This is a genomic window from Streptomyces sp. NPDC001108 (assembly GCF_053598535.1).
This window is the reverse complement of record NZ_JBSFKL010000014.1, coordinates 44,644-59,475: the sequence shown is the minus strand read 5'-3', so window position 1 is coordinate 59,475 and position 14,832 is coordinate 44,644. Positions and strand designations below refer to the sequence as shown.

General features: G+C 71.5%; 14 protein-coding genes. 9 read left to right on the top strand and 5 right to left on the bottom strand.

What is annotated here, in order from left to right; all coding sequences use genetic code 11:
• Window positions 1-29: 29 nt before the first annotated feature.
• Together ACWC97_RS26740 and ACWC97_RS26735 are read right to left on the bottom strand one after the other, a co-directional pair.
• Window positions 30-854 carry a MerR family transcriptional regulator gene (locus ACWC97_RS26740; protein ID WP_450652007.1) on the bottom strand — a complete coding sequence of 275 codons (825 nt, stop codon included), beginning with the start codon at window positions 852-854 and terminating at the stop codon, window positions 30-32.
• Between the two features lie 277 nt (window positions 855-1,131).
• A complete protein-coding gene (locus tag ACWC97_RS26735; RefSeq protein ID WP_003967102.1) occupies window positions 1,132-1,335 on the bottom strand; it encodes a cold-shock protein in 204 nt (67 codons plus the stop codon).
• A 376-nt stretch (window positions 1,336-1,711) separates the two neighbouring features.
• Here ACWC97_RS26735 and ACWC97_RS26730 point away from each other — a divergent pair, with 376 nt between their 5' ends.
• From ACWC97_RS26730 to ACWC97_RS26715, 4 genes are all read left to right on the top strand, one after another.
• Window positions 1,712-2,599, top strand: a complete 888-nt coding sequence (locus ACWC97_RS26730) for a menaquinone biosynthetic enzyme MqnA/MqnD family protein (protein WP_352275983.1) — start codon at window positions 1,712-1,714, stop codon at window positions 2,597-2,599.
• A gap of 553 nt (window positions 2,600-3,152) precedes the next feature.
• Window positions 3,153-4,973, top strand: coding sequence for a serine/threonine-protein kinase (locus tag ACWC97_RS26725; RefSeq protein WP_450652005.1), 1,821 nt, complete (start codon window positions 3,153-3,155; stop codon window positions 4,971-4,973).
• Window positions 4,974-5,044: 71 nt separating this feature from the next.
• Window positions 5,045-6,244 (top strand): cyclic dehypoxanthinyl futalosine synthase, encoded by a 1,200-nt coding sequence (gene mqnC, locus ACWC97_RS26720; protein ID WP_352275985.1) that lies wholly within the window; start codon window positions 5,045-5,047, stop codon window positions 6,242-6,244.
• A gap of 10 nt (window positions 6,245-6,254) precedes the next feature.
• Complete coding sequence (locus tag ACWC97_RS26715; protein ID WP_450652004.1) at window positions 6,255-6,893, top strand: imidazolonepropionase-like domain-containing protein; 639 nt, start codon at window positions 6,255-6,257, stop codon at window positions 6,891-6,893.
• Window positions 6,894-6,925: 32 nt separating this feature from the next.
• Here ACWC97_RS26715 and ACWC97_RS26710 read toward each other — a convergent pair whose 3' ends face one another.
• Complete coding sequence (locus tag ACWC97_RS26710; RefSeq protein ID WP_450652002.1) at window positions 6,926-7,684, bottom strand: DUF3152 domain-containing protein; 759 nt, start codon at window positions 7,682-7,684, stop codon at window positions 6,926-6,928.
• Between the two features lie 150 nt (window positions 7,685-7,834).
• Here ACWC97_RS26710 and ACWC97_RS26705 point away from each other — a divergent pair, with 150 nt between their 5' ends.
• Window positions 7,835-8,527 carry a demethylmenaquinone methyltransferase gene (locus ACWC97_RS26705; RefSeq protein ID WP_352275988.1) on the top strand — a complete coding sequence of 231 codons (693 nt, stop codon included), beginning with the start codon at window positions 7,835-7,837 and terminating at the stop codon, window positions 8,525-8,527.
• 200 nt (window positions 8,528-8,727) lie between these two features.
• Here the strand turns inward: ACWC97_RS26705 and ACWC97_RS26700 are convergent, their stop codons facing one another.
• A complete protein-coding gene (locus ACWC97_RS26700) occupies window positions 8,728-9,261 on the bottom strand; it encodes a GNAT family N-acetyltransferase (protein ID WP_450652000.1) in 534 nt (177 codons plus the stop codon).
• A gap of 97 nt (window positions 9,262-9,358) precedes the next feature.
• On the opposite strand from ACWC97_RS26700, the gene ACWC97_RS26695 reads away from it, so the two are divergent.
• The 4 genes from ACWC97_RS26695 (at window position 9,359) to ACWC97_RS26680 (ending at window position 13,637) form a co-directional block, all read left to right on the top strand.
• Window positions 9,359-10,645: a geranylgeranyl reductase family protein gene (locus ACWC97_RS26695; protein WP_352275991.1), complete on the top strand. Its 1,287-nt coding sequence runs from the start codon at window positions 9,359-9,361 to the stop codon at window positions 10,643-10,645.
• 86 nt (window positions 10,646-10,731) lie between these two features.
• Entirely contained in the window at window positions 10,732-11,139 is a 408-nt protein-coding gene (locus ACWC97_RS26690) for an amino acid ABC transporter permease (protein ID WP_450651998.1), read from the top strand.
• A gap of 3 nt (window positions 11,140-11,142) precedes the next feature.
• Complete coding sequence (locus tag ACWC97_RS26685) at window positions 11,143-13,083, top strand: alpha/beta hydrolase (protein ID WP_450651996.1); 1,941 nt, start codon at window positions 11,143-11,145, stop codon at window positions 13,081-13,083.
• The gene (locus ACWC97_RS26680) at window positions 13,080-13,637 is read left to right on the top strand and encodes a hypothetical protein (protein WP_450651994.1); all 558 of its coding nucleotides are present in this window, start codon (window positions 13,080-13,082) and stop codon (window positions 13,635-13,637) included. Before ACWC97_RS26685 ends, ACWC97_RS26680 begins: the two co-directional genes overlap by 4 nt.
• 24 nt (window positions 13,638-13,661) lie before the next feature.
• Here ACWC97_RS26680 and ACWC97_RS26675 read toward each other — a convergent pair whose 3' ends face one another.
• Window positions 13,662-14,810 carry an abortive phage infection protein gene (locus ACWC97_RS26675; RefSeq protein ID WP_450651992.1) on the bottom strand — a complete coding sequence of 383 codons (1,149 nt, stop codon included), beginning with the start codon at window positions 14,808-14,810 and terminating at the stop codon, window positions 13,662-13,664.
• Between the last annotated feature and the right edge of the window lie 22 nt (window positions 14,811-14,832).

The window sequence follows — 14,832 nt, the reverse complement described above, 5'->3', positions numbered from 1 at the left end:
AAAGCGGCCCCCCGCCCCGACCCTCCGCGTCACGCCCCGGTGATCGGCTCCTGGAGCTCCGTCACCCACTTGCTCCGGTCCTCGGGGCACTCCAGGCTGACCTCCCGGCTGTACCCCCGGGACCGGTAACCGTTCGCGTCGATCCAGTGGGCCAGGGCCTGGGAGGTCGGCAGCACGCCGTCCATCGAGCCGTGGTGGACGATGGTCGCCGCCTCGATCGCGGGCAGCTCGACCACCGTGATCCCGGTGTCGCCCACCGGGCCCACCGGGGCGGACACCGTGACCCCCGCGTGGACGACGACCGCGCCGCCCTCCGGGGCGTCCTCGTAGTACGCGATCCCCGGACCGCTCGGGCGGACGCCCGAGCCGCCGAGCAGCGGGAACAGCCGCTCGTACAGCGGCCCGATCACGGGCGTGATGTGCTCCGGCCCGTAGCTCGCCGCGATGCCGGACAACTCGGCGACCCGTACCGCCGGAACCTGCTTGACGACGACGTCGTTCGTGGACATGCGTCCCTCGCTCTCGATCGACCGGAGCCTCGCCTCGACCTGCGCCAGCCGTGCGGCCGCCGCCCGCATGGCCTCCTCCAACTCGGCCCGGCGCAGCCGCAGCATCCCGCGCAGCTCCTCCGGCCCCACCTGCTCGTCGAGGATGGCCTGCACCTGCTGAAGGGTGAAGCCGAGATCCTTGAGAGCGATGACGCGATTGAGGCGCGAGAGCTGGCCGGCTCCGTAGAAGCGGTAGCCGGTGGCGGGGTCGGTGCGGTCGGGGTGCAGCAGCCCGATGGCGTCGTAATGACGCAGCATCCGGGCCGATACCCGCCCGTACCTGGCGAAGTCTCCGATGGTGAACATGACGTCTCCGAGTCCACCGCTTCACACGGTGTCAAGGTCAAGCACCGCCCTCGCACGCCCGGCGGCGGAAGAAAGGAACGCGGTGGAAAGGGGGCGGAGAAAGGCGCACGGAACGCCGGCCGGTCGACGCGTGAACGGCGGGAGAAATGCGCCGGGAAGGCGGGAGGGCGGGCGGTGGAACTGGGCGGGAAAAGGCAGGAGCCCCGTTCCCCGCCGAAGCGGAGGAGCGGGGCTCCTTGGGTACTACTAGCCGGCCGCGATCGGCCGACCCGGGCAACTAGGCCGGGGTGACGTTCTCAGCCTGCGGACCCTTGGGTCCCTGAGTGACGTCGAAGTTCACGACCTGGTTCTCCTCGAGGGAGCGGAACCCGGACGCGTTGATCGCGGAGTAGTGGACGAAGACATCCGGGCCGCCGCCGTCCTGGGCGATGAAGCCGAAGCCCTTTTCAGCGTTGAACCACTTGACGGTTCCGGTAGCCATAAGCCCTCCTTGGGCCAAAGGGTTGCCCTGCTCCAGAACCTGCATAGAAGTCTGAAAACTACAAAAGCCTGCGGGTTACATGCTCCGCAGGCTCTGTACTGCAAGGGAAACCAAACTGCAACTTGCGTCGAGCCTAGCACGCAGCGTGTATCGAACGGTAGAGGGAAAGATCACTTCACCCGGATGTTTGATTGGCCCCTCCATCCGCCACTTGAAGTGGGCGTACGGGAGGGTGTCGCACGGGTTACTTCGCGGCGTACGAAGTGCCCCTTCCGGGTGGCTTCCGGCCGGTCCCGGAACGTCTTCGGGGGTGGTGCGGGGCGCGTCCCGAGCCCCCGGTGGCGTCGGTTTCGGGTCACAGGTCTAGCCTCGCGATGTGGACAATTCAACCGTCTCAACCGTCTCGGCCGTCGAAGGCGACGACCGCCGCAGCCGGCCGCGCGTCGGCCACATCCAGTTCCTGAACTGCCTTCCCCTCTACTGGGGCCTGGCGCGGACCGGAACCCTGCTCGACCTGGAGCTGTCGAAGGACACCCCGGAGAAGCTCAGCGAGCAGCTGGTCAAGGGCGATCTGGACATCGGCCCCGTCACGCTGGTCGAGTTCCTGCGCAACGCCGACGACCTGGTCGCCTTCCCCGACATCGCGGTGGGCTGCGACGGGCCCGTCATGTCGTGCGTGATCGTGTCGCAGGTGCCGCTGGACCAGCTGGACCGGGCCCGGGTGGCGCTCGGCTCGACGTCGCGGACCTCCGTGCGCCTGGCCCAGCTGCTGCTGGCCGAGCGGTACGGGGTCACCCCCGACTACTACACCTGCCCGCCGGACCTCGGCCTGATGATGCAGGAGGCGGACGCCGCGGTGCTCATCGGCGACGCCGCGCTGCGCGCCAATCTGCACGACGCGCCCCGGCTCGGCCTCCAGGTCCACGACCTGGGCCAGATGTGGAAGGACTGGACGGGGCTGCCGTTCGTCTTCGCGGTCTGGGCGGCCCGCAAGGACTTCCTGGCGCGCGAGCCCGAGCAGGTGGCCAAGGTGCACGAGGCGTTCCTGGCCTCGCGGGACCTCTCGCTGGAGGAGGTCACCAAGGTCGCGGAGCAGGCGGCGCGCTGGGAGGCGTTCGACTCCGAGGTGCTGGAGCGGTACTTCACCACCCTCGACTTCCGCTTCGGCCCGGACCAGCTGGCGGGCGTGCGGGAGTTCGCCCGCCGGGTCGGCCCCACGACCGGCTTCCCGGCCGATGTGAACGTGGAGCTGCTCGGCGGCTGACCCGGCGCGGAGCGCGCGCCGCGCGCCGCGCGCTGCGCGCCCCCGCCATGGGCCCCTGCCCGGGCCGGTCCCGTTCCGGTCCGGCCGGGACAGGGGGCCCCGAGGCATGCCTCCGGGCAGGGGTCCGGGGCATGCCCCAAAGGCGCGGCATGGATGAATGTCGTACTTTCCCGGCCGCTTATCCGGGGCCGTCCTTCCGGTGTTCTCCCGGGCGTTCTTCCCGGTGTTCTCCCCGGCGTTCCTTCTGCCGCCCGCCCGGTCGTCCGGTGTTCCTTCCGTCGCGCCCCGCGCTCCGCGGTGTTCCTTCCGTCGGTCCGCCTGGATTCGGACGAATAAGCGATGAATAACCGATTCCCGGACGGGTCTGGACCAGGTCCGGACCCTGGCTCGGAATCGCTCGGGTGAACGACTCATTCGCGCCTTTTGTTGTGCCGAAAGTTGTTCTTCGTTCCCTTGGGGGCGAAATAGGCGGATGGTTTCCCCTGGGACCTGATGACCTTCGCCCCCTAGGCTTCGGTCGGAGGTCGGGCCGGTACAGCAGGGGAGTCCACATATGCAGCCGCTGGAAGCCGGCGAACCGCTGACCGTCGGTTCCTACCGATTGCTCGGCAGACTCGGTGCGGGCGGCATGGGACGGGTCTATCTGGGGCGCAGCGCGGGCGGACGCACCGTCGCGGTCAAGGTCGTGCACCCGCATTTCGCGCTCGACGAGCAGTTCCGCGCCCGGTTCCGGCGCGAGGTGGACGCGGCGCGGCGGATCGGTGCGCAGTGGACGGCCCCCGTGCTGGACGCGGACCCGGACGCGCCCATCCCGTGGGTCGCCACCGGCTACGTGGCGGGTCCGCCGCTCTCCGACGCGATCCAGGAGCACGGCCCGCTGCCCGAGAGCGCGGTGCGGACCCTGGGGGCGGGGCTCGGCGAGGCGCTGGCCGCCGTCCACGAGCAGGGCGTCATCCACCGCGACGTGAAGCCGTCCAACGTACTGCTGGCCGTGGACGGGCCCCGGCTGATCGACTTCGGGATCGCCCGCGCGCTCGATGCCACCGCCTCGCTCACCTCGACCGGGGTCTCGGTCGGCTCGCCCGGCTACATGGCGCCGGAACAGATCCGGGGCACCGACATCTCGGGCGCGGCCGACGTCTTCTCGCTCGGCGCGGTACTCGCGTACGCGGCGACCGGCAGCGCCCCCTTCCTCGGCGACTCCTCGGCGGTGCTCCTCTACAAGGTGGTGCACGAGGAGCCGGAGCTGGGGGAGCTGACCGGGGACCTGCTGGAGGTCGTCGCCGGGTGCCTGGAGAAGGAGCCCGGGGACCGGCCCACGCCCCGGGAGCTGGCCCGGCGGCTGGCGCCGGACGGCGCCGCCGCGCTGGTGACGGCGGGCTGGCTGCCCGGCCCGGTGGAGCGCGAGGTCAGCCGGACCGCGGTGGCGCTGCTGAACCTGGAGCCGCAGGACACGCCGGAGCAGTCGGGGCCGGTGCCGTTCAGCGGCGCGGCCTGGGGGCCGGGCACCACGCAGGGCGACGCGGGCGGAGCGACCGGGACCAGCGGTGTGGGCGGCGGGTTCGGCTCGCCTGCCAGGCCGTTCCCCACCCACGACCCGACCCGGCTGACCCACCCGGGCGTGCTCCCCTCATGGCCGGCGGAGCCCGGCACGGGCGGCGGGCCGGGCGGGACGACGAGCGGCTACGGCACGTCGGGGAGCCTCCGCGCTGCGCCGCGCGGCGGTGCGTCCGGGTTGCCCGGACCGCGCGGGCGCGAGGTCCACGGCGCCCTCACCGCCGGGGTGGGCCGGGACCGGGACGGGGACGGGGGCCCGGACCGGCGCCGGAGGGTGAGCTGCACCGTCGCCCTCGCCGTGGCGGGCGCGCTCGCGGCGGTGACCGTGGGCGGCGCGTTCCTCCTCGACCTGTTCCCGGGCGGCACCACCCACTCCGACGCGGGGCACGGCGGGGAGGCCGCCAGCCCGCCCGCCGCGACCGCGGGCCCGGAGGAGATCGACGAGCTGCCGAAGGAGTTCGTCGGCACCTGGAAGGGGCCGGTCACCGAGAAGACCACCGGTCAGGCGCACGGCACGCTCACCGCCGTCTTCACCGCGGGGAAGCGGGGCACGGACGTGGTCCGCATGACCACCGAGATCAGCAGCCTCGGCCTCACGGTCCGCTGCAACAGCGTCGCCAGCCTCACCTCCGGCACCGCCCGGGAGCTGAAGCTCCGCGAGCGCGTCGACCCGGACCGGCCCAGCACCCCGGCCCTGTGCACCGCCACCACCACCGACGTCCACTTCACCCGGGCCGCCGACGGCACCCTGCGCTTCCAGTCCGACGAACGCGACGCCGGACTCCCGTACGCCACGCTCAGCAGGTCCGACGACTGAGCCCGAAGACGGCTGGCGTACGCTGACCCGGTCCGTGGATCCGCTCAAAAACCGCCGAAAGGTGACGCCCGGTGACCGAGAAGGCCGACCTCCAGCCCATCCTCGACCGAGCCGCCGAGGGCGGCCGGATCACCCCCGAGGAGGCGCTCGACCTCTACCGCTCGGCGCCGCTGCACGCGCTGGGCGCGGCCGCCGACGCCGTGCGCCGCCGCCGCTACGCCGGTACGGAGCACATCGCGACGTACATCATCGAGCGCAACATCAACTACACGAACGTGTGCGTCACGGCCTGCAAGTTCTGCGCCTTCTATGCCGCGCCGAAGGACACCGCCAAGGGCTGGACCCGCGACCTGGACGACATCCTGCGCCGCTGCGCGGAGACCGTCGAGCTGGGCGGCACGCAGATCATGTTCCAGGGCGGACACCACCCGGACTACGGCGTCGAGTACTACGAGAAGCACTTCTCCGCGATCAAGAAGGCGTTCCCGCAGCTGGTGATCCACTCGCTGGGCGCCTCCGAGGTCGAGCACATGGCCCGGATCTCCAAGGTCTCCGTCGAGGAGGCCGTCCAGCGGATCCACGCCGCCGGCCTCGACTCCTTCGCCGGTGCCGGTGCCGAGCTGCTGCCCGCCCGGCCGCGCACCGCGATCGCCCCGCTGAAGGAGTCCGGCGAGCGCTGGCTGGAGATCATGGAGATCGCCCACCGGCTCGGTGTCGAGTCCACCTCCACCATGCTCATGGGCACCGGCGAGACCAACGCCGAACGCATCGAGCACCTGCGGATGATCCGCGACGTGCAGGACCGCACCGGCGGCTTCCGCGCCTTCATCCCGTACACGTACCAGCCGGAGAACAACAAGCTGAAGGGGCAGACGCAGGCCACGCTCTTCGAGTACCTGCGGATGATCGCCATCGCCCGGATCTTCCTGGACAACGTCGCCCACATCCAGGGCTCCTGGCTGACCACCGGCAAGGAGGTCGGCCAGCTGTCGCTGCACTACGGCGCCGACGACCTCGGCTCGATCATGCTGGAGGAGAACGTCGTCTCCTCCGCCGGGGCCAAGCACCGCTCCAACCGGCTGGAGATCATCGACCTGATCCGCCGGGCGGACCGCGTCCCGGCCCAGCGCGCCACCACGTACGAGCACCTCGTCGTGCACGACGACCCGGCCAACGACCCGGTCGACGACCGGGTGGTCTCGCACATCTCCTCCACCGCGCTGGAGGGCGGCACCGCCCACCCGGAGCTGAAGCTCCTCGACGCCAACTGAGGCGGCGGCCGTGCTGACGGTGCACGCCGCCGACGCGGTGCACGGCGGGCCGGGCGGCGACGTACCGGCGGACGCGGACGCCGTGGTCGTGGAGGGCTCCGCGGTCCTGGCCGTCGGCACGTTCCGGGAGCTGACCGCCGCGCACCCGGGGGCCCGGGTCCGGCGGTGGTCCGGACTGATCACCCCGGGGCTGCTCAACGCGGCCGCCCCGGCGCTGCTGGAGGCCGCCTACCACCCCGACCCGCGCGAGGCCGGTGAACTCGGCACCGAACCGATCACCGGCACCGCCCTCGCCGCGCTCGGGATGGACGACAACCGCTGGGGTGCCAGTGCCCGGCGCGGCCTGCAACGGATGCTGCGGCACGGCACGACCGCCGTGCGCGGCCCCTTCACCCGCCCCGCCGTGCGCACCGCAGTCGCCCGCTCGGGGCTGCGCACGTACCCGCCCGGTCCGGCCGCCGCACCGGCCCTCCTCGACCCGCTGGCCGCCGGTACGGGGGACGAGGTCTTCGCGTCGGGCCTCACCGCGGGCGGCCCCGCCGACCTCGCGGTGTTCGGCGTACCGGACCTGGCCGCGCTGTACGCCGGGGGCGCCGGGAGCTGTGTGGCGACGGTGCTCGGCGGGCGGCTGGTCTTCCGCCGGGGCTGACACCCCGGGTGCGTCCGGCTCCGGCCCGCCGACTACGGAACTGCGGGGCCGCCGAGGTACCGGCCGTCGGCACCGTACGGCCAGGCGTTGGCGACGCACCCCTTCAGCCCGTAGATCTGCTGCATCATCGCGGGGGCGGGGCGTCCGGGGCCCGGGCACGTCTCGTGGCCGTGGCCCAGCCAGTGGCCGACCTCGTGGTTGACGATCAGCGCCCGGTACTCGGCGAGCGGCCCGTGGAACTCGGGCGAACCCTGCCGCCAGCGCTTCAGGTTGACCATGACGTCGGTGCCGACCCGGCAGTTGACCTCGCCGTGGGTGTCGAGGCCGCTCTTCCCGCAGACGGCGTCGGTGGTCGCCGGGGTGGCGATGCGGATGACGAGCCCGGCCGGGCCCGAGGAGACCCGGTGGAAGCGGTGCTCGCCGTGGTGCGCCCAGCCCCGGGGCGCGGCCAGGATCCCGGCGATCTCGGCGGCGGCCCCGTCCGGGTCCACGCCCGAACCGTCCTCCACCTCGACCCGGTACGCCTTGCTCCCGCGCCCGCCGGAGCCGTCCGGGCCGCCCCGGGCGACGGTGAACGTACCGGTGGCCGCCGGGCCCGCGGACGAGGGGGGCGCCGCGGACGCGCCCGACGCGCCGGAGGCCGCCGCCCGGTCGTCGGCGTCCGTGTTCCACCGGGGACCCAGCAGGACGGCGGCACAGATCACCGCGACCGGCACGGCGGCACCCAGCAGCCGTCGTCGACGTCCACCCGGCCCCTGCCCGGCCCCCGTGCGTGCACCTCGTGCGGACATCTGGGCTCCCCCCGGCTCCGGGCGGCGGCGCGCCCCCCTGCCTGTACTGACCGTCGGCGCGGGCGATCGGTTCAGTCCGCCCGGGTACCGGTCCGGGCCGGACCCACCACCGGGGCCGGGCGCCGGGGAGCGGGCTGCTTGAATGGGTGGGTGACCCGAGCTTCCCTGGACAAGCAGCCGCACGAAGTCGCCGAGATGTTCGACGGCGTGGCGGCGAACTACGACCTGACCAACGACGTGCTGTCCCTCGGCCAGGCCAGGCTGTGGCGCAAGGAGGTCGCGAAGGCGGTGCACGCCCGCCCCGCGGAGAAGATCCTCGACCTGGCCGCGGGCACGGCCACCTCCTCGCTGCCCTTCGCCGCGACGGGCGCGTACGTCGTGCCCTGCGACTTCTCCCTCGGCATGCTCCAGGAGGGCAAGAAGCGCAACTCCTGGCTGCCGTTCACCGCGGGCGACGCGACCCGGCTGCCGTTCCGCGACGAGACCTTCGACGCGGTGACGATCTCCTTCGGGCTGCGCAACGTCCAGGACACCGAGGCGGCGCTGCGCGAGCTGTACCGGGTGACCAGGCCGGGCGGACGGGTGGTGATCTGCGAGTTCTCGCAGCCGACCTGGGCGCCGTTCCGCACCGTCTACACCGAGTACCTGATGCGGGCGCTGCCGCCGGTCGCGCGCGCCGTGTCGTCCAACCCGGACGCGTACGTCTACCTCGCCGAGTCCATCCGCGCCTGGCCCGACCAGCCGGGGCTCGCGGCCGCGCTCCAGCGGGCCGGCTGGTCGAAGGTCGCCTGGCGCAACCTCACCGGCGGCGTGGTGGCCCTGCACCGGGGCGTACGCCCCTGAGGCACAGGTCCGGCGGCTTCCGCCGCGCGGAACCGGACGGCCGGAAGGACGGGTCGGTGGAGCAGCACGGGCTCCACCGACCGTCGCGGACACAGGCCCGCTCCGGCTCCCGCCACCCAAGCGAAGTCCGGAAGGCCGCACGAAGGCCGTAGGAAGGCTTCGTACAAAGGCTGGGCGAAGCCGGCTGACGCCGTGAACGCCTAAGCCCCTGCCTCGTCCGTCAACGTCAGCCGGTAGCAGACCGCTTCCTGGCCCGGCCGCGCCGTGGCGAAGGTTTCCGCCCGCTCCATGCCCAGGCGCCGGGCCACCGCGATCGACCGCTCGTTGGCCACGTCGATCACCGCCACCACCCGCTCCACCCCGGCCGCCCGCAGCCGCTCCAGCGTGAGGCGGGCCGCGGCGGTGGCGTACCCCCGGCCCCAGGCGGAGCGGGCCAGCCGCCAGCCGATCTCGATCTCGCCGACCGGGCCGAAGTCCCGGGGCCAGGGCTGGGCACCGGCGAACCCGGCGACCTCCCCGTCCTCGCCCAGGACCGTCCACAGGCAGTAGCCGAGTTCGGCGTCGAAGCGGCGCTGCCGGGCCGTCAACTCCTCGTACAGCGAGATCTCCTCCGGTACACCGCCGAAGAACTTCATCACCTCGGGGTCGTCGAAGGCACGGTGCCAGGCCAGCGCGTCCTCGTCGGTCGGGACACGCAGTTGCAGGGCGGGAGCGCCGGGAAGCACGGTCGACATCGGGGAGCCCTTCGGGAAGTCGATCAGCCAACCCCCCTAGACTGCATGGGACAGGTGCCGCGCGGCACGCGATTTCGAGTCTTCGGGAGATCCGACCGTGACCGAGCAGCTCCTCTCCGAGCACAGCGCGGATGTGATCGTCGTCGGTGCGGGCCCGGCCGGCTCCACCACGGCGTACTACCTCGCCAAGGCCGGGCTGGACGTCCTCCTCCTGGAGAAGACGGCCTTCCCCCGCGAAAAGGTCTGCGGCGACGGCCTCACCCCGCGCGCCACCAAGCAGCTCGTGTCGATGGGCATCGACATCTCCGAGGAAGCCGGCTGGCTGCGCAACCGGGGCCTGCGCATCATCGGCGGCGGCGTCCGCCTCGAACTGGACTGGCCCGACCTCGCCGCGTACCCCAACTACGGACTGGTCCGCAAGCGCGACGACTTCGACGAGCAGCTGGCCCGCCAGGCGCAGAAGGCGGGCGCCCGGCTGTACGAGCGCTGCAACGTCGGCGCCCCCGTCGTCGACGACCGCACCGGCCGCATCACCGGCGTCCACGCCAAGCTCGGCGAGGAGAAGACCCCGGTCACCTTCCACGCCCCGCTCGTCGTCGCCGCCGACGGCAACTCCACCCGGCTGTCCCTCGCCATGGGCCTGCACCGCCGTGAGGACCGCCCGATGGGCGTGGCCGTGCGTACGTACTTCACCTCGCCCCGCCACGACGACGACTACCTGGAGTCCTGGCTGGAGCTGTGGGACCGCCGCGGCCCCCAGGACCGCCTGCTGCCCGGCTACGGCTGGATCTTCCCGATGGGCGACGGCACGTCCAACGTCGGCCTCGGCATCCTCAACTCCTCCTCCGCGTTCAAGGAGCTGGACTGGCGCGAGGTCCTCAAGGCGTGGTGCGCCTCGATGCCGGAGGACTGGGGCTACACCCCGGAGAACATGACGCAGCCGATCCGCGGCGCCGCCCTCCCGATGGCCTTCAACCGCCAGCCGCACTACACCCGGGGCCTGCTGCTCGTCGGCGACGCGGGCGGCATGGTCAACCCGTTCAACGGCGAAGGCATCGCATACGCCATGGAGTCGGGCCAGATCGCCGCCGACGTCATCGTCCAGGCGCACGCCCGCTCCACCCCCGCCCAGCGAGAACTGGCGCTGAACAACTACCCGAAGGTCCTCAAGGAGACCTACGGCGGCTACTACACGATGGGCCGCGCCTTCGTGAAGCTGATCGGCAACCCGAAGGTGATGAAGATCGCCACCCAGCGCGGGCTCACGCACCCCCTCCTGATGAAGTTCACCCTCAAGATGCTCGCCAACCTCACCGACCCCACCGGCGGCGACGCGATGGACCGCATCATCAACGGCCTCTCCAAGGTCGCCCCGAGGGCCTGAACCGACCCACCCGCCCGAACCCTCCGCGACGCGGCGCACCTGTTCCGTAACGTACGGTAGTGACGGTACGAACGGGGGAGGCCCTTATGGCATGGGACGAGTGGGAGCGGCTGAAGTCGGAGGCCGCCGCACGGCGCACGGATCCACCCGGCGGCGGCGGCGACGGCGGCGGCGCAACGCTGAGGCACACGCGTGGCCCGTGGACGAAGGCGGCCGCCACCGCCGACGAACTCCAGACCCGCACGATCACGGCCGGGACCGATCTGCGAGGGGCCCACGACGGCACGGCGGACGGCCTGGCCGGGCTGTCCTGCCGGCGGACGCTCGGCACCGTTCTCACCTCGTGGGACGAGCGTCTCGGCCGGGTCCGCGACGAGTGCGGGAGCCTGGAGCCGAAACTGCGGCGGGTGGCCGTGGAGCTCGGCGAGGCGGACGCGGAGGCGGGCAGGAGCGTCGGGGCCGTCGTGGTGCCGGGTACGAGGAGGGGCGAGTAGCCCATGACTACCGCACCCGGGCTGAGCTGGCAGCAGCTCCGCGACCTCGAACTGACCCGGCTCACCGGCGCCGCCGACGGCTGGCGTGCCGCCTCCGCGTTCGCCGACGACGCCCGTGAGCGCGTCGACAGGGACATGGCCGGCAGGCTCGCCGGGACCCAGGACAGCGAATCCGCCCGCGCGGCGGTCGAGCGGTTGAAGCGGCTGAGCGAGAACTACCACTACGTCCACACCGAAACCGCCCTGGTCCGGGGTGTCCTGGACGGCCTCGCCGGTGAACTCGGCGCCCCACAGCGCCGATTACGCGACGCGCTCGCGGACGCCGCCTCCCTCGGATACTCCGTCAACGACAACGGAAGCGTCGGCTTCCCGGCCGGCGGCCGGAACGAGCTGACCGGAGATCCGCTGCCCGGCGGCTCGGCCGTGGGTGACAACGGGCTGATCGGCGCCGGGAACCCCGGGCTGTACTTCGACGCCAACGGGATGTACGACCCGGCCAGGGCATCGGGCGCACCGGCCCTGAAGAGCCCCAACCCGCACCGCGCCAAGGCCCAGGACATCGCGGACCGCGTCGCCCACGCGTTACGGGAGGCGCGCGAGATCGACGCGCGGTACGACACCGCCCTCGCCAGGCTCAAGGCGACCCCCGGCCTCACGGTGGACACCGGAACGTGGGCGGACGCGGCGGCGGACGCCGACTCGGTGAGCGGCGCCGCCCAGCAGTACCTGGAGAAGAACATTCCGCTCGACGCCTCGCCCGCGGAGCGCAAGGACTGGTGGGACCGCCTCGGCGAGCAACAGCGCGAGGAGTACATCTCCGCCTTTCCCGGGCTGATCGGGAACCTGGACGGAATTCCGGCGCTGGCACGGGACGAGGCGAACCGGGAGAACCTCCACCTCCTCATCGGAGAACTCGGCGCGAGGCACGACGAAGCCTCCCGGGACATGCTGGGCGGCCTGAAGGGCATCCAGGAGAAGCTGGAACAGGGCGGCGAACCGCCGATGTACCTGCTGGGCATCGGCGACGAGGGCAACGGCCGGGCGATCATCGCCTACGGCAACCCCGACACCGCCGACAACGTCTCGGCGTACGTACCCGGCCTCGGCACCAAGTTGGACGCGGATTTCGCCGACGGAACGGTGAACCGCGCGCTGCAGACGGCTCTTGGCGCCAGCCGCTTCGATCCGTTCCACACGACCTCGTCGATCGTCTGGCTCGGCTACGACGCGCCGCAGCTGACACCGGGCGATCTGACCAGTGGCAAAAGCGTGATGTTCGCCCACGATGCCGTGGCGGGAGCCCCCGACTACAACACCTTCATGGAGGGGATCTCCGCCACGCACGAAGGACAATCACCCCACGTCACGGCGATCGGCCATTCCTACGGGTCCCTCACCGTGGGGCTGGAGGCTCAGGCGGAAGGGGGAATTCCCGGTGCCGACGACATCATCCTGGTCGGAAGCCCCGGCACCGGCGCGGACAACGTCGGGGAGCTCAACGTGGGCAAGGGGCATGTGTTCGTGGGTGCGGCTGACAACGACGTCGTCACCAAGCTCCCGAGTCATGCGGAAGCGACCGGAATGGCCTCGGGCGCGGTCGGCGGGGGATCGACGGGGCTCGTTCTGGGTGCGGGTATCGCAGGGCCGCCCGGAGCTTTGATCGGCGGCGCTTCCGGAGCCGTCGTAGGAGGCGTGAGCGGCTACATGGCGCAGGACGCGCAGACCGACCCCAGTGAGCGCTGGTTCGGCACCGACCCCGCGAGCAGGGATTTCGGCGCGACACGGTTCCTGGTCTCGGACGGGGCAACTGTTTTGGAGGACCGCGGGGCAATGTCGGCACACTCGAATTACTTCGACCCGGCCAAGGATCAGAAATCGGCTGACAACATCGCCAGGATCGTCGTCGGCAAGTCGGGGCAGGTCGTCCCGGAGGTGCCTCGATGAGGATCTTCAAATATGCGATTCTGGTTGTGTCTGTTCTTTTGATGACCGGGTGCGGAGTACTGGATCGCTCTCATCAAGCAGAGGTGAAGATGGACATGCAGGGGGCGGCGGACAGGGCGGACGAGATCCTCGATGGGACTTTCGCCGCGATCGAGCCACCGGTGCACTGGACCCATGAGCGGGCGACCGAAGGCAGCTGCGACGTGCAAAGAAGTCGAGCGGTCATGACGATCATCTCCAAGGAACGGCGGGGCAGCTTCTTGGGAGTGATCGAGCGCTATTGGAAGGGGCAGGGGTACAAGCTGCTCTCCGTGAATACGTCGGACATGCCTGCCATGTATTACAGGACGCCTGACCAATTCAATGTGCGGGTGCTCATCGGCGGCGCGGGCCAGGCGTTCTTCGAAGTCGCCTCGCCTTGTGTGAACCGTTCCAAGGTCGCGTTGCCGAAGGCGAAGACAGTGGGGCCGAACTATGCCGAGGGAAAGACCCCCATCCCGAATGTCGAGTCGGACTTCTGGTCCGCGAAGAGCCCGCTTCCTTCACGGACCTGACCCAAGAGGCGTCCGGCGCGCTCGTCAGTGGCGGCTTGCTCGGGCGTAGCAGCGGGACAGGGCGTGGAACGCCTGCTTCGGCTCCCAGTGCCAGTCGGAAGCCGGGTCGTCGAACCGGTTCTTGACCGGCTTCACCACGGCGTAGCTCGCCATGTCCAGGTCGTAGCGCGGGTCGGGGGAGTACGGGGCGTCCGGGGTGAGGAACTCGAAGGCCATCGCGGCGTAGAGGCCCAGCTCCTCGAAGACGCCGAGGAGTTCGGTGAGGTAGGCGGCCTGGGTGCGTTCGCTGCGGACCAGGTCGCCCTTGATCTCGGGCGGCTGCTTCGTGTAGTCGACGGTGTCCCAGCCCATGCCGCCCAGTTCGGGCGCTCCCCGGTACGCGCACGTGCCGAACTCGGTGATCGCCAGCGGCTTGCCCCAGCGCAGGTAGCGGCGGAGTTCGCGGGCGTACTGGGCCCGTTCGGGGAAGTACGAGTAGTAGTCGATGCCGACGATGTCGAAGAGGTTCCAGTCCACTTCGTCGTCCTGGGCGGCCGCGTACGACAGCTTGCCGCCGAAGACCGACCGGCCGACCGCCGCGGCCCGTTCCGTGAACGCGGCCAGGCGCCGCATCATCAGCTCCGGGTCGAAGTTCCCGTCCATCAGGTTGCGGATGCGTTCCTGCGCGTTGTCGCCGGGCACGATGCCCGGTACGAAGAGCCAGAACTCGCATCCCACGCTCAGGTCGGCGCGCGCCCCCTGGCGGCGGAGCCGTTCCAGGTGGCGGCCGGTCTCCGCGAGGTGGTCGAGGATCTCCTCGGCGGGACGGTCGCCCAGGGTCGGCTGGAGCCAGATGTGGAGGCCGAGCTCGGCGGCTTCGGACGCGGTGGCGTTGAGGCGGTCGACGCCGTCGCCGGTCACCTCGATCGACGTTGCGTGCAGGTCCTCCTTGATGGCGCGGAGGTCCGCGCGCATACGGGTGGTGCTCCAGGCGGTGCCGGGGGTCTCGCCGGCGCCGATCGTGTAGCAGACCCCGCGATGGGTGAGGCCTCGACCGGTCTTCGGGGCCGGGATCGCCGCGGCGGGGGCGCTGGTCAGGAGGGGGCCGGCGGCCACGGCGGCTCCGATCGCCCCGGCCCCGGCCAGGAACCCGGCTCGGCTGATCCCCGCGTTGGGCTTGCTGTGGTGACGCACTTCGGCTCCCGGATGGTCGGCT

Excerpts from the sequence above, each read along its gene's own strand:
- ACWC97_RS26690 (WP_450651998.1), top strand. The coding sequence starts at position 10,732 with ATGGCATGGGACGAGTGGGAGCGGCTGAAGTCGGAGGCCGCCGCACGG.
- ACWC97_RS26740 (WP_450652007.1), bottom strand. The coding sequence starts at position 854 with ATGTTCACCATCGGAGACTTCGCCAGGTACGGGCGGGTATCGGCCCGG.
- ACWC97_RS26735 (WP_003967102.1), bottom strand. The coding sequence starts at position 1,335 with ATGGCTACCGGAACCGTCAAGTGGTTCAACGCTGAAAAGGGCTTCGGC.
- ACWC97_RS26680 (WP_450651994.1), top strand. The coding sequence starts at position 13,080 with ATGAGGATCTTCAAATATGCGATTCTGGTTGTGTCTGTTCTTTTGATG.
- ACWC97_RS26710 (WP_450652002.1), bottom strand. The coding sequence starts at position 7,684 with ATGTCCGCACGAGGTGCACGCACGGGGGCCGGGCAGGGGCCGGGTGGA.
- ACWC97_RS26700 (WP_450652000.1), bottom strand. The coding sequence starts at position 9,261 with ATGTCGACCGTGCTTCCCGGCGCTCCCGCCCTGCAACTGCGTGTCCCG.
- ACWC97_RS26725 (WP_450652005.1), top strand. The coding sequence starts at position 3,153 with ATGCAGCCGCTGGAAGCCGGCGAACCGCTGACCGTCGGTTCCTACCGA.
- ACWC97_RS26685 (WP_450651996.1), top strand. The coding sequence starts at position 11,143 with ATGACTACCGCACCCGGGCTGAGCTGGCAGCAGCTCCGCGACCTCGAA.